Genomic DNA, 14,074 nt, shown 5'->3' on the forward strand with positions numbered 1-14,074 from the left:
CTTCGGCCCGACCGCGCTCAGCCGTCGGCGTCGAGCGGAGGCATGACGGCGTCGGCCTGACGCACCACGAAGACGATCCCGACGACGGCGATCAGCGCCGCGACCGGAAACAGCAGCTGCGGCACCATGCTGTCGTCTGGTTCGCCCCAGATCTCACCGACGGCGACGATCACGGCGGGCGTCACCGCGAGCAGCGCACCCCACCAGCGGCGACTCAAGACCCAGCCTGCGGCGAAGACCAGGATCGACAGCCCCAGCCCGCTCCAAAGCCAGTGCATCGCGTTCGCCCGGGCGGCCAGCGCGACGGTGTAGGTGAACGTGAACATGGTCTCGAACATCCAGATGCCGAGGCAGATCATCGCCCCAAGCGCGAGCGGCACCCAGACGACCAACCCGACGGCGGTCGGCCAGGCTCGTCGACGACGCGGGCGGTTCATCTCGCCGGGCCGTAGCCGCGCAGCCAGCGGGTGATGTCGGCGTAGGCCTCGGCTCGCACCGGCTCGCGCGAGAGGAACACGTCGTGCAGGGCGCCGTCGATGCGGGCGACCGTCACCGAGGGCCCGAGCTTCAGCGCCCGCTGGGCGATCTCGTCGACGACGAGCACGCTGTCAGTCGAGCGCATCGCCTCGTCCCACCTGGCGAGGATCGTCGACCGTGCCGACAGCAGCGTGAGCACGGGCGCCCCGACGTCGATGCCCGCGTCGACCGTGGCGTGCCCCGCGAGGATCGCCATGAGCCAGGCCGGCGACGTCGCGAACCCGCGGTCGGGCCGCCACTCGTGGTCGTACTCCCACTCGCCGCCCTGCTCGCGGGCGACGGCGCGCGTGTAGAACCCGAGGTCGACGTTCGGCAGCGGCGCGAGCGGGTGCACGCGTGCGCCGAGCTCCATCATGGGCGCGAGCGCCTGCCGACCCACCTTGCTCAGTTGGAACTCGAGCCACGGGCTGTTCAGCACCAGCGCCGCCGCGCGGCCCGGGTGCCGCGCGGCCCAGAGCGAGAGCGTCAGCCCACCGGTCGAGTGCCCGAGCAGGATCAGCGGGCGGCCCGAGGCCGGGCTCGTGGCATCCGGTTGCCCCATCGCGGCGAGCGCCGCCTCGATGTCGGCGTCGTAGGTGGCGAGGTCGGCCACGAAGCCCGGCACCTGGCCTGGTCGCAGGCTGCGACCGTACTTGCGCAGGTCGAGCGCGTAGAAGCGGGCGCCGAGGCCCGCCCAGAATTCGGCGAGCTCCCTGTTGAAGAAGTAGTCGCTCCAGCCGTGCACGTAGAGCACATCGGCCCCGGATGCCGCGCCCCGCGTGAGCCGCGGCCGCCACCTCGGGCGGTACCGCACGAGGGTCGCGACGACCTCGCCCTCGTCATCGCTCCCGAGCGGGAGGGTGAGGTGCTCGAAGCGGTCGCCGAGGAGGTCGGGGCGCCAGGTCTGAGGCTGGGCGGACGCGGTCGACTCGGCGGGGCGCAGGCTCGCTTCGGTCTCCCCCACGCCGCCCTCCCCTCGTCGCGAGGCCAGCCTATCGATCGGAGCCTAGAGCCCTCCGATCCCGCTTCCGAACGACGTCATCATGTTGATCGCCGCGGGCGTCAGCAGCACGATGAACAGCACGGGAAGGAGACAGAAGACGAGCGGGAACAAGATCTTGACGCTTACCTTCATCGCCTGCTCTTCGGCGCGCTGCTTGCGCTTGAGGCGCATCTCGCCCGACTGCACCCGCAGCACATCGCCGATCGAGACACCGTACTGGTCGGCCTGGATGACCGCCCGGATGAAGCGACGAAGGTCCTCGACGTTCGTCCGTCGCTCGAGCTCCATGAACGAATCGCGGCGCGTGCGGCCGATCGACATGTCCTGCAGGACGCGGATGAGCTCCTCGGCGAGCGGACCCTTGCCATTGCGTGCGGCCTTCGCCATCGCGGCGTCGAAGCCGAGGCCGGCCTCGACAGCGATCGTCATCTGATCGAGTACGTCCGGCAGGGCGAGTTGGATCGCCTTCTGCCGGTCGTGCGCGCGGCTGTTGATCATCACGTCGGGAAGGAAGAAGAGCAAGACCGCCGCTGCGATTCCGAGGAGCACCTTCCACGGCTGCATCCCGCCGTTGAGCGCGAACACCGATCCGAAGATGATCCCGACGATGCCGAGCACGATCTTCCAGACGACGATGCCGTTGAGCGACCAGCCGTTCGGTCGCCCGGCGAAGACGAGCTGCTTCTCGAGCCAGGCGATGTATCCACTCGGTGCCGCGGCAACGAGCGAGGTCCCGAGCGAGCCCTGTTGGACGGGCCCCAACGCGGGATGCTCTTCGACTGCCGGGTCGATGGCGGGGCGGCGCTCCGGGAAGAGCAGGAAGACGAAGACGCCGAAGGCGATCGCGGTGACACCGATCAGCACGAGGACGAGCACGTTCGAGATCTCCATCAGAACTTCACCCTCACCGTGAACGCCGTCCAGATCGAACCGATGATCAGCAGGATGACAGCGAAGACCAGCCCTACGATGCCGAGCGGGTGCGTGAAGAAGGTGCTGAAGTACGTCGGCTGCACGACGAGGAGGAAGAGGAAGACGACGATCGGCAGCGCCACGAGCACGATCGCCGAGAGCCGGCCTTCGGCGCTCAGCGCACGCACCTGCCGACGGATCTCATTGCGATCGCGAATCGTCTTGCCGACCTGATCGAGCACCTCGGCCAGGTTGCCGCCGGTCTCCTGATTGATCGCGATCGCCTGCGCGACCCACTCGAAGTCGTCGCTCTTCATGCGTTCCGCCGTGGTGTGCAGGGAGTCGGCGAGGTTGCGACCGAGGCGTACCTCATTCACCACTCGCGCGAGCTCCTCACTCGTCGGAGCGTCGGCTTCACTCGCGACCGCCCCGATGCTGCGATTGAGTCCGTGTCCTGCGCGCAGGCTTCCGGCGATGAGCTGCACGGTGTCGTCGACCTGATCGGCGAATCTTCTTCGCCGTTTTGCAGTTCGATTCGAGATGACCAGTTTCGCGACGAACGGTGTCATCAGCGCGAGCAGGATCGCCCAGAGCAGCCACGTGCCGTTCGCGAGGCCGAGCAGCACGCCGATGAGGGCCGCGACGCTGGCGCCGGAGGCGACGAGCACGACGAAGCTGGACGGATCGGACTTGATACCCGCGAGTTCGAGCTCTTCCGGACCGAACATGCGGCTCTTGCGCTTCGAACCGGCCGCCTCGATCGCGGCCGTCGTCTTCTGCGTGAGCTTGGTGATGCCCGACACGTGTTCGACCCCGGGGGCGAGTCTCCGGTCGCGCGCGACGCGCGGAGCGGGCGGCGCGATGACGAAGAGGAGGAGCACGAGCAGCGCGAGCATGACCACGCCGATGCCGAGCCCGAGCACGAAGGGGTTCATCGCATCTCCCCGAGCATCTCGCGCAGGTCGGGCTGGAAGAGCGAGATCGGCAGGGCGATGCCGTAGTCGGCGATCCGCTCCGCGAACCGGGGGCGGACGCCAGTCGGCTCGATCCGCCCGAGCAGTCGCCCGTTCTCGTCATAGCCCGCGGAGTAGTCGAAGGTGAACGCGTCCTGCAGGGTGATGATGTCGCCTTCCATCCCGTGCACCTCGGTGACGTGCGTGACCCGACGGACGCCGTCCTTGTGGCGGCCGATCTGGACGATGATGTCGATGGCCGAGGCGATCTGCTCGCGAATCGCCCTCAAGGGCAGGTCCATGCCCGCCATGAGCACGAGCGTCTCCATGCGCGAGACCGCATCCCGCGGCGAGTTCGCGTGCAGCGTCGAGATCGAGCCCTCATGGCCCGTATTCATCGCCTGCAGCATGTCGAGCGACTCGGCACCACGGACCTCGCCGACCACGATGCGATCGGGCCGCATGCGCAGCGAGTTCCGCACGAGGTCGCGGATCGTAATCTCGCCGCGACCTTCGATGTTGGCCGGGCGAGATTCGAGACGTACGACGTGCTCCTGCTGCAGCTGGAGTTCGACCGCGTCCTCGATCGTGATGATGCGCTCATCGCCGGGAATGAACGCCGACAGCACGTTGAGCAGCGTCGTCTTGCCGGTGCCGGTTCCGCCCGAGACGAGGATGTTCATCTTCGCGCGAACGGCCGCGTCGAGGACGGTCGCGACCTCGCGGGTCATGCTGCCGAAGTTGATGAGGTCGTTGACCGTGTACGGCGTGCCCGCGAATTTGCGGATCGTGAGCGAGGCGCCATCGACCGCGAGCGGCGGGATGATCGCGTTGACGCGCGATCCGTCTTCAAGTCGAGCATCGACGAGCGGCGACGACTCGTCGATGCGGCGACCGACCTTCGCGACGATGCGCTCGATGACCCGGCGCAGCTGCGGCTCCCCCGTGAATCGATGCGGTGTCTCCTGCAGCCGGCCGTTGCGCTCCACGTACAACCGGTCGAAGCGGTTGACCATGATCTCGCTGACACTCGGATCGGCGAGCAGCGGTTCGAGCGGCCCGTACCCGAGCACGTCCGCGCCGATGTCATCGATGAGCCGGTTGCGTTCGGCTGTCGACAGCGCGAGCTGTTCCCCTGCGACGATGTCGGCGAGCTCGGCCCGCGCGAGGAGGTGCAGTTGCTCCTCGGTGAGCGATGCATCGTTCATCCGAGTGCCGATGCGACCGAAGAGCTCTTCGGCTGCTTTCTCCTTCACTCCGGCGAGCGGGTCGACCGAGGCAGACGGTCGAGGCTGCGGCGCCCGCGGCGCCGACGGCGGATGGAAGAACGCCTGCGCGGCATTCTGCGTGTCGAGTCGCTCGGTCGATGCCGCCCCGTCGAGCGCGACGGGCGGCGTGTTCGCATCATCCGGCGTCGCAGGTTCCTGTGGTGTCGCCTGCGCGGCCGGCACGAAGGGCTCCTCGCCCTGCTGAGCACGAAGGGCGTTCAGCCGATCATTCAGGTTCATTCGATCGCCGCCTTCTCTGGATCTTGGTGCGCTTCGGGAACGCGGCGGGTGCGATGCGAAGCACGATCGATCTGATCGCCTTCGCCGCAGGGTCGCGCACGTCGTCGTGGATGAGGGGAACGCCGCGGTTCGACGCCAGCAGCACTGCCGACGACTTCGGAACCTCGACGTCGATCGGGGTGCCGATGATGTTCTCGACGTCCTTGATCGTGAGGCCGCTGTTCTTGTCGGTCTGGTTGACCACCACGTGCCGGTTGCCCGGCATGAGGCCGAGCTTCCTGAGCAGTTCGAACTCGGTGCGCATGGCCCGCAGACTCGGCACACCCATGTTCGTGACGAACACCGCATCGGTGACGTGCTCGAGCGTGACGAGCGTGTGCTCGCCGAGACCCGGGGTAGTGTCGATGATCACGTATCGGAATGTCGAGCGAAGGCGATCGATCAGTTGTGCAAGGGCGGCCGGGGGCACTTGATCCCCGAGTTCGGGCGACGCGGCGCTCGCCACCACGAAGAACCCGTCCTCATGGTGGGTGAGCGTGGTCTTCAGCACCAGCTCGTCGGCCGCGGCATCGGCGACTGCATCGACGATGGTCCGATCAGGCGAAAGCGCCAGGGCGGCGGTGATATCGCCGAACTGCAGATCGGCGTCGACGAGCACGACCGAATTCGGTGCGACCTCGGCGAGGCCGGTCGCCAGATTGATCGCGATGGTCGTCTTGCCCTGTCCGCCCTTCGGAGCGACGACGGCGATCGCCTCGGTCGGCACGCCGGCCTCGATCGGCGGAAACTCCCACTCCGGCACCTCGGGCTCGGGCTCGGGCTCGGCCTCTTCGGGATCCGGCTGACCTTCTGACGCGATGTCGACGAACGGCATGTCGTCGATCTCCAGCGCAGGCGGCGCGTCGAAGTCATTCGCGTCGGCGTGCCCATGCGCGACAAGCCAAGCCCCGAGCCGGTCGAGCAGAGCCACGGTCGTCTCGTCGCTCGCATCGGGGTTCAGCACCGCGTGCAGTGCGAGCTCGTCGACCCAGTCCTCGAGGTCCGAACGCTGCTCACGCACGACGATGAGTCCGAGATCGCGGTGCTTCGCCGTCAACGCCACGACCAGTCCCTTCGTCTCCTCGTAATTGAGTACCGGCCCGAGGAGGGCGATGCGCGGCTCCTCCGGGACACGACTCACGACCGCTTCCGGCCCGAACGTGAGGAATTCGCCCGGAATCACGGCGAGCCGCTCGCCGAGCAGGGCCCGAAGACGGGTCTCGTACTCGGCGGAGCGGCTGACCAGGACGTAGGCGGTCACTAGAACGCGTTGCTTCCAGTCACCGGCGCTGTGCCGTCGTTGTCGGTCTGCGCATTCTGAAGTGTGAGCCACATACTGGCGTAGCCGCCGGCCTCACCTTCCGTGAACCAGACCCAACGTTCGATGTCGTGCGCGGAGAGTGCGATCGTGACCATGATGGCGTCGCCGGAGCCCTGCTCGATCTGCTGCTCGGAATCGGTGGTGCTGTCGACGAGCACCGCACCCTGGACGTTGGTGACGAGGACATCGTGGAACGCGAAGCTCGTCACCGGGTTGATGACATCGTCTTCCTCGCCCACCTCATCCGGGTCGACGGTACCGACGAGTCCGATGAGATCGCCTGCGCGCACCTGGCCACCGACGACGCGATCGGCGGGCAGGGTGAACGAGATGAGCTGCATGCCCTCGGGGATCATGACGTCACCCCCCGCTGCAAGGTCGGCCGGGTCGATGAAGCGCCCGACCAGCAACTGCTCACCGGGCAGGATCTCGGCGTCGGCCACGAGCCCGGTGAGCTGGTCGAGGTCGGTCACGCTGTCTTCCGGGACGTTGCGCGTCGGCATCGTGTCCACCTTGACGGAGTCGGCCACCGACTCGCCAGGGGTGCCCTTGGCGATGGTTTCCTGCACGATGTACACCTCGGTCAGCTCGGCGCCTTCGGCTGCGCGAGCGTCAGCACCGCGGACGTATCCGACAAGCAGTACCGCGCCGATCCCGGCGAGGAGGAGGGCGACGATCGCGCCGATGATTCGGGTCTTCATGATTGCCTTCGGTAGGGACGGGTTGGCTGTGATGGCTAGTCGATGAGATGGACGGCGATCGGATCACCGGGGCTGCCGACCGTCGTCAGTTCGAGGGCTTCGGCAACGGAGACGTACTCGATGAAGTAGCCCTGCAAGCCGCGCTCGCTCCCCGTGAACTTGTAAGGGGTCTGGTTGTACGGCGCCCCGATGTACTCCCTCGTCGCGCCACCACCCGGGATCACTGCGGAGTAGCCGGTGATGTGAAATGCCGCGAACTTCGAGATCGTGTACTCCCCATGCGAGCCCGAACCGGTCAGGCCGTCGACGTGGTCGTACAGCGCAACCAGAACCGTTTCGCCGAGCAGGTCGTGCAGGAAGTTCACGGGGCACCCCGTACCGCCGGTGTTGTTTCCGGGTGTGCCTTCGGCCACGTTGTCGGGGTTGAGCGTCACCGTGCAGTTGTCGTCATCGAGCCAACTGAACCCACCCGGGTAGTCGGCGTCCAGACACGGATTCGCCGCGGGGTGTCCACCGCCTCCGCCCGAAGGCGTCGCATCGGTGAGCAGCTTGAACGGCGTACCGGTCGAGCCTGCGTCGGCGATGCCGCGTTCGATCTCGCATTCCGCGATCGCGAGGGGGATGAACTCTCCACCGCCGACGTAGCCCCACGCGGCGGTCGCATCGGTGCTGACCGTCGTGGACGACGGATCGTCGTCGGTGTCGACCAGACCCGCGAGGAAATGCGGGAAATCGGCCGAGGCCGTGACCTCGACAGTCTGAGCCGTCGCGTTGATTGCGACGCTCGCCTCACCGTCGACGGGGATGGCACCGTTGCCGTCCAGGAAGCCCTCGGCAGTCGAATCCGCTGAGCCTCCGCAGGCTGTCGCGTTGTTCGCGCAGTCGAATGCGACGGCGACGGCTGCTGCGTCCGCTCCGTGCTGCAGTTGGCCGAGTTCAGCGTGCTGCGCCGAGACGTCGAGCGCGACGGCGCCGAGTCCCAGCATCGGCACGACGAGGAACGCGATCAGGACTGCATTCGCCCCGCGCTCTTGCCGGACGAGCCGGCGAAGTCGGATCTTCAACCCCCGCATGGCATTTCTCCAGTCGCCTTCAACGTGATCGGATCGCCGAGCGCCTCAGTGAACCAGGATGAGAATGATCCCGGCACAACGATGACCTCGCTCGTCGCGGCGCCCGTGGTGTCGCAACTGATCGTGATGTTCACCGTGGCACTCGACCAATCGACAAAGCTCGGGATCCCCGTGGCATCCGCCTTCGCCTTCGCGATCACTTCGGAATCGTCGAGATCGGGATCGTTCGAGTAGACCGCGGCAGAGCGTGCCGCGATCCGGGCGCTGTCGGAGATGGTGGCCTGGATGTTCCAGAGCCGTGAGAATTCGATCACCGTCAGGAGCAGCATGATGACGAGCGGGAACACGAGGGCGAACTCGACCGCCGCCGCTCCTCGTTCGCTCTTTCGCCTACGCATCTTCACCCTCAACCGCCAGTGGGGTTCGGGAACATCGAATGCGCCCGAACCCCCGACGTGTCTTCTCGGCCGTCTTAACCGACGCCCTGCGAGTCCATCCAGCTGCCGATCTCGGCGACGTAGCTGTCGAGGATCGGCGTAAGCGCGATAGCCGCGATGACCAGGGCGATGGCGACGAGCCCGAGGACGAGCGCGTACTCGGTCGCCGTCGCGCCTTCTTCGGAGCGGAGCGAGTTGATCCGCGCCTGGAGCGCGGCGTATGCCTTGAGCATGAGGGAACCCTTCGGGTTAAGGTGCCTGCACCACCGGGGAGGGATAGTGCGCTGTATGCGGGTACATGCAGTGGAATGAAGCTATACACCGCCCCTCAGGTCACCTATGCCCCACTTTGGGGGAGCCGAACCGTCTTCGACGCAACGAATGCCCCGCATCGGCCTGATACCGCGCAACATGCGCTCGCTGTACCCCCGATCTGGGGGTACAGCACCGGGGTACATTGGGGTACACGTGTCCCCTGCAGACGGGGTACATCTGTACCCCGTCCCCGCAGGGCCGCCCGTGCTCGACCTACTCATGCACCCAGAGCGTGTAGCCCTGACTCGACGCCACGCGCGCCCATTGCCGGTCGCCGTCGAGCGCCTCCGTGAGGCGACGGCTCATCGCATTGGCCGGCAGCACGACGCACTCCGTGGCTTCGGGCAACGGGTCCTCGGTCGACAGGATTCTGAGGTACTCGAGCAGGTGATCCCGCCCGTAGAAGTCCGCTCGCCCGTCGATCCACACCTCGGCATCGGGGCGCAGGAGCAGGATCGGCCCCGCGACCGGGTCTGTGGACCACACGCGGCATCCACGAGGGAGTTCGGCCACGACATCCGCCTCCGACGGTGTCGCGCCCCTGGCGGTGTTGATGATCACCCACGGCAGTGCCATCACGAGAAGTCCGGCGAGGATCACCGTCCAGAAGCGTCCGGATGTGTACTCGACGACCTTCGGATGCGAGAGAAGGCGGCGCTTCGTGCTCCCCTGCGCACGATACATCCGCCGCATGGCGCTCGTTGCGACGCACGCCGCGACCGGAAGGAGCACGAGCAGGCCCATCAGCGTGAAGCGCAGCGAGTCGAGCCCGAGCAGCACGGCGGGGGCCCCGAAGAGCGTCAGCGGGGCGACGATCCTCGCCCGGGGGTCGAACCTCCCGCCCCGCCGGAGGAGACGGATCGTCCAGATCGATGCCACGATCGCGATGAGGATCGCCGCCACCACGAAGGGGATGAAGCGGACGCCCTGCATGCGGATCAGGTCGATGATCGAGAGCCACTCGCTGATAAGGCCCCTGCATGCTTCCGCGACGACCCGTGATCGCTCGAGCGTCGCAGCGATTCCGTAGGGCGAGGCCACACAACCGAGGAAGAGGCCGAGAGTCCCGGTCACGGTCATCAGGAGTCGTCGTCCCCGGTCGATCCCAGGGCTGGCCCACCATGCGACCGCCCACATCACGGCGATCACGGCCGCCATCAGCATGAACGACAGGTGCACCCAATTGCCGACCACCGACAGCACGAATCCCACACCGGTCACGACCGACGCCGAGACGACGACGCCGCGTCGCTGCACCTCTCCGCCCCACCACCACGCGAACAGGATTGCGAGGAACAGCATGGACTGGACGACGACGGTCGCGCGCGGTGTGAAGGCAGAGAAGGCGAAGACGAGCACCGGCGCGAATCCGATGAGCGTCGGGAGGGCCCGCGCACCGGCCAGTCGGGCGAGCAGCAGAGCGAGCGCGAAGAACACGCTGATCGAGACGAACGCGACCCAGAACAGCCCCCAGAACCCGCCGGACTGCCAGCCGAGTCCGAGCACGATGTTCCAGACCGGGGAGTTGGGCACCCAATCGCCCTCCTGCGACCAGCTCCACGCATCGGCCCGGATAAGGGGCGCTCCTTCGAGGTTCTCGACGCCGGCCCGGGCCGACCAGTACTGATCATGCTCATGCGGGGCAGCGGCACGGACCACGGCCACCATCTCCAGCACCACGAAGACCATCCACCATCGGAACCGCTCGGTCGACATGACGGATCGGAGACGGCTGGCGCGAGCTTGCGCCTGGTGGCGGTCGGACATCGGTAGGGCGTTCCTTCATCCGGTCGTCCGTCGGAACGACCCGGTCGGCGACCGAGCGGGGGCGGACGGTCAGTTCAGAGAACACGCCGAGCGGTGGTCCGGGACAGTCCCCTTTCGGGTGGCGAACCCCGCGCCCCTCGCGAGCCCGATCGAACGCTCGTCGTCTCGACTCGAGAAGCCGCCCGCTATCTCACCCGACCGGCCCCGCAAACAGCACCGCTACGAGCGCCCCAGCCAGCATCGACGGCCCGAACGGGATCGATCCGCGGAGCGTCACTCGTTTCAGCGTGAGGGCAACGAGCGAGATGAGTCCCCCGATCACGAACGCGGCGAGCAGGGCGACGAACCAGGGCGACAGTCCGAACCAGCCGGTGAGCAGCCCGATCACGAGGGCGAGCTTCACGTCGCCCATGCCCATCGATGAGGGCGAGATGAGGGCGAGCACGAAGTAGACGGCGAACATCGCCGCGGCGCCGGCGAGCGCCCAGACCAGCCGCATCCATTCCCCCGTGGCCCAGGTCGCCGGCACCAGCAGCACCGCCACGGCCGCGAGCGCCGGGAACACCACCGCGTTCGGCAGCCGCTTCTCGACGAGGTCGACGATCGAGAGCACCGTCGCGCATGCGGCGAACGCGAGCAGCGCGGGCAGCAGCCAGTCGAGGCCGAAGCGCAGCCCGAGCAGGCCGAAGGTCGCCGCGGTCGTCACGGCGGCGGCGATGCGCAGGGTCGTGCGCCGGGGCATCCGCTCGCCCGTGATCGAGTGCGCCGACCACGCGGCCAACGGCCACCACCCGAGCGCGAAGCCGGCCACCGCGAGGGTGAGCGCGGTCAGCGGTGCGAGCATCGGCATGGTGAGCAGCGTAGCGCCGACCGGGTGCGCGCTGACAGCGCCGTGCACAGCGCCGTCTCGCTCCGCCGCCGCGACGGTCACGATCGTCCAAGGCGCAGACTGTCGATCCCGCGTCGAAGCTGCTATCTCTATGGGAGGGTGACGGCATTTCCGCCGTCGCTCGATGTGTAGGTAGAGAGGCATCGATGGCGACCTCACGCGCAGCGACCCACACGTTCACAGCGATCGTCAGTATCGCGGTCACTGCGCTCTTGGTCGTCAACCTTCCGATGGCTGCACAGGCCGCAACCGGTGCGGATCCCAGGGCCGCGGAGTCGCCCTCCTCAGCATCCGAGCCGATCGCCGACGGCACGATCTCCGGTGTCGTGACTCACTCGACCGGTGAGCCCGCGCACGGTCAGGTGCCGAAGATCCATCGGCTCTCCGCGGACGGGACGCTCGAACTCGTCGGCGTCGTCGCGGAATCGCTCGACGACGGGGCGTACGTCGTCTCCGAGCTGCCGCCGGGTGAGTACTTCGCACTCGTACCCGCCGACGACCCCCGTGCCGTGCCCGAAGGCAGGCCCTTCGCAGCCGCAACCTGGTTCGGCGGGGCGACGATGCCCGGCTCGGCGAGCGCGATCCACGTCGACGCCGGGCAGTCGGTCACCGGAATCGACATCGAGAGGATACCGGCCGCGACCATCACCGGCCGGGTCACGACGATCGACGGGCCCCTCGAGGGCGCCGTCGTCTCCGCCAGCGTGGCTGCCGTCAGCAGGGTCGATGTCGCGTGGGCGAACCGGAACATGCTGCTCACGTACGCCATCACCGATGCCACGGGGTGGTACACACTCACCCTCGCTCCCCTCGTCGACTACGGCTTCAGCTTCGGCGCACCGCGAAACTCCGTCATTCCGGAGTTCTGGGACGACGTCCCGCAGGGGCTCGGCCTGCCGACGAATCGCCTCAATCTCGCACCGGGCGAGTTCAGGCACGGCATCGACGCCGAACTCGAGAAGCCCGCCGCGATCATCGGCACCGTGCGCGACGCCGACGGCAACCTGGTCTCGGACGCGGAGATCAACCTCTACCCGTTGCAGATCAGGGGGCCCACGCCCATCCTCGGCACAATCCGGACCGGCCCCGACGGCGCGTTCGAGATCACGTACCTCGAGCCCGGCACGTACGCGCTCGCGATCATGGGCCCGCACCCCCTCCGCAGGGAGTTCTGGAAGGACCAACCCGACTTCACCAGCGCCACGCCCATCGTGCTCGGCAGCGGCGAGCGATTCGATCTCGAAGCCGAGCTCAACCCGATCCCATCGACTCCGTCGGCGATCCCGACGATCTCCGGCTCGGCCGTCGTCGGCTCGAAGCTCTCGGTCACGACCGAAGGATGGCCCATCGGCGCGAACCTCAGCCATCAGTGGCTCGCCGACGGAGCCGAGCTCATCGGGGCGACCGCAGAAACTCTCACGCTGCACGCAGGTCTGGGCGGCAAGTCCATCTCGGTCCGCACGACGGGCTTCCTCAGCGGCCATCTGGCCTCGGCTCGGACGTCGGCGGAAACGCTCCGGGTGATGCAGTGGGCGAAACCGACGATCGGCGGCCTGGTCGGCGGCACCGCATGGGTCGACCGAACGCTGACGGCGGTTCCGGGGGCCTGGAGCCCCTCGACCGTGTTCACCTACCAGTGGTACGCCGATGGGAGCCCTGTACCCGGCGCGACGTCGTCGAGCTGGAAGGTGCCGAGCACGATCGCAGGCAAGTCGCTCAGTGTGATGGTGACCGGCAGCCAGATCGGCTACGACTCGTTCTCGGCCATGTCGGCCACCACGCCGAACGTCGCAATCGGGTCGACGCCGCAGATCTCCGGTACCGCCTATGCCGGTGCGAAGCTGACCGCCGTGCCCGGGCCGTGGACGCCCGGTACGACACTCAGCTTTCACTGGCGCGCGAACGGATTCGGTATTCCCGGTGCAACGGCGTCGACCTTCACGATCCCCTCGTCGCTCGTCGGTCAATCGATCAGCATCGCCGTGGTCGGGAGCGCCGCCGGGTATCCGACGACGGTCCGCACCTCAGCGGCAACGCCCAAGGTGGCGCTCGCTCCGGTACCCAGGATCACCGGGACCCCGTATGTCGGAGCGAAGCTCACCGCCTCACTCGGGACTTGGACCGCCGGCACCATCTTCACGTACCAGTGGTACGCGAACGGCGTCGCGATCACTGGTGCAACCGGGGCGAGCTACGTGATCGCCTCCGCTCACCGCGACAAGACCATCACGGTGAAGGTGACCGGCGCAGTCTCAGGCCATGCGACCGTCGCCCGCACCTCCGCGGCGACGCTCAAAGTCGCGCTCACCGCCGTACCGACCATCACCGGTACCAGAGCGGTCGGATACACCCTCACCGCGGTCCGCGGCACTTGGACGACGAACACGACGTTCAAGTACCAGTGGTACGCGAATGGAACGGCGATCAGCGGCGCGACGGTCGGCACCTTCAAACTCACCACTTCGCAGCGCGGCAAGCCCATCACCGTCAGAGTGACCGGATCGAAGACCGGCTATCCGACAGTGACCCGCACCGCCGCCACGACCGCCGTGATCAGGTAGAGCGATCCGCAGCCGGCGGGGGCACCGCCCGGTCATGACGTGAGGTCATCGACACTCGACGGGGGGGGTCTGCGGCGAG

At 67.5% G+C, this 14,074-nt stretch carries 14 protein-coding genes; 2 read left to right on the forward strand and 12 right to left on the reverse strand.

Features of this window, described 5'->3' with window-relative positions; translation table 11 throughout:
* Window positions 1-17: 17 nt before the first annotated feature.
* From ACFVTR_RS18265 to ACFVTR_RS18290, 6 genes are read right to left on the reverse strand one after another with little or no spacing between them, the layout of a single operon-like run.
* A complete protein-coding gene (locus ACFVTR_RS18265; RefSeq protein WP_387039630.1) occupies window positions 18-437 on the reverse strand; it encodes a hypothetical protein in 420 nt (139 codons plus the stop codon).
* The gene (locus ACFVTR_RS18270; RefSeq protein WP_387039631.1) at window positions 434-1,480 is read right to left on the reverse strand and encodes an alpha/beta hydrolase; all 1,047 of its coding nucleotides are present in this window, start codon (window positions 1,478-1,480) and stop codon (window positions 434-436) included. Before ACFVTR_RS18270 ends, ACFVTR_RS18265 begins: the two co-directional genes overlap by 4 nt.
* Window positions 1,481-1,522: 42 nt before the next feature.
* The gene (locus ACFVTR_RS18275) at window positions 1,523-2,410 is read right to left on the reverse strand and encodes a type II secretion system F family protein (protein WP_387039633.1); all 888 of its coding nucleotides are present in this window, start codon (window positions 2,408-2,410) and stop codon (window positions 1,523-1,525) included.
* Entirely contained in the window at window positions 2,410-3,366 is a 957-nt protein-coding gene (locus ACFVTR_RS18280) for a type II secretion system F family protein (RefSeq protein WP_387039635.1), read from the reverse strand. Before ACFVTR_RS18280 ends, ACFVTR_RS18275 begins: the two co-directional genes overlap by 1 nt.
* Window positions 3,363-4,892, reverse strand: a complete 1,530-nt coding sequence (locus ACFVTR_RS18285; protein ID WP_387039637.1) for a CpaF family protein — start codon at window positions 4,890-4,892, stop codon at window positions 3,363-3,365. The genes ACFVTR_RS18280 and ACFVTR_RS18285 overlap by 4 nt, the downstream gene beginning before the upstream one ends.
* Window positions 4,879-5,862, reverse strand: coding sequence for a CpaE family protein (locus tag ACFVTR_RS18290; protein WP_387039638.1), 984 nt, complete (start codon window positions 5,860-5,862; stop codon window positions 4,879-4,881). The genes ACFVTR_RS18285 and ACFVTR_RS18290 overlap by 14 nt, the downstream gene beginning before the upstream one ends.
* On the opposite strand from ACFVTR_RS18290, the gene ACFVTR_RS18295 reads away from it, so the two are divergent.
* The gene (locus ACFVTR_RS18295; protein ID WP_387039640.1) at window positions 5,821-6,195 is read left to right on the forward strand and encodes a hypothetical protein; all 375 of its coding nucleotides are present in this window, start codon (window positions 5,821-5,823) and stop codon (window positions 6,193-6,195) included. The genes ACFVTR_RS18290 and ACFVTR_RS18295 overlap by 42 nt on opposite strands.
* On the opposite strand, the gene ACFVTR_RS18300 is transcribed toward ACFVTR_RS18295, so the two are convergent.
* From ACFVTR_RS18300 to ACFVTR_RS18325, 6 genes are all read right to left on the reverse strand, one after another.
* Window positions 6,192-6,830 carry a hypothetical protein gene (locus ACFVTR_RS18300; RefSeq protein WP_387039642.1) on the reverse strand — a complete coding sequence of 213 codons (639 nt, stop codon included), beginning with the start codon at window positions 6,828-6,830 and terminating at the stop codon, window positions 6,192-6,194. The genes ACFVTR_RS18295 and ACFVTR_RS18300 overlap by 4 nt on opposite strands.
* 158 nt (window positions 6,831-6,988) lie before the next feature.
* Complete coding sequence (locus ACFVTR_RS18305) at window positions 6,989-8,026, reverse strand: pilus assembly protein TadG-related protein (RefSeq protein ID WP_387039643.1); 1,038 nt, start codon at window positions 8,024-8,026, stop codon at window positions 6,989-6,991.
* Window positions 8,014-8,424: a TadE/TadG family type IV pilus assembly protein gene (locus tag ACFVTR_RS18310; protein WP_387039645.1), complete on the reverse strand. Its 411-nt coding sequence runs from the start codon at window positions 8,422-8,424 to the stop codon at window positions 8,014-8,016. Before ACFVTR_RS18310 ends, ACFVTR_RS18305 begins: the two co-directional genes overlap by 13 nt.
* Before the next feature lie 74 nt (window positions 8,425-8,498).
* The gene (locus ACFVTR_RS18315) at window positions 8,499-8,696 is read right to left on the reverse strand and encodes a Flp family type IVb pilin (protein WP_387039647.1); all 198 of its coding nucleotides are present in this window, start codon (window positions 8,694-8,696) and stop codon (window positions 8,499-8,501) included.
* A 295-nt stretch (window positions 8,697-8,991) separates the two neighbouring features.
* Window positions 8,992-10,494 (reverse strand): hypothetical protein, encoded by a 1,503-nt coding sequence (locus ACFVTR_RS18320; protein ID WP_387039648.1) that lies wholly within the window; start codon window positions 10,492-10,494, stop codon window positions 8,992-8,994.
* A gap of 241 nt (window positions 10,495-10,735) precedes the next feature.
* Window positions 10,736-11,395: a prepilin peptidase gene (locus ACFVTR_RS18325; protein ID WP_387039650.1), complete on the reverse strand. Its 660-nt coding sequence runs from the start codon at window positions 11,393-11,395 to the stop codon at window positions 10,736-10,738.
* A 269-nt stretch (window positions 11,396-11,664) separates the two neighbouring features.
* Here ACFVTR_RS18325 and ACFVTR_RS18330 point away from each other — a divergent pair, with 269 nt between their 5' ends.
* On the forward strand, window positions 11,665-13,995 hold the full coding sequence (locus ACFVTR_RS18330) for a hypothetical protein (protein ID WP_387039652.1): 2,331 nt from the start codon (window positions 11,665-11,667) through the stop codon (window positions 13,993-13,995).
* Window positions 13,996-14,074: the final 79 nt, after the last annotated feature.

The sequence above is a fragment of the Agromyces sp. NPDC058126 genome, assembly GCF_042884595.1.
Taxonomy (GTDB): Bacteria; Actinomycetota; Actinomycetes; order Actinomycetales; family Microbacteriaceae; genus Agromyces.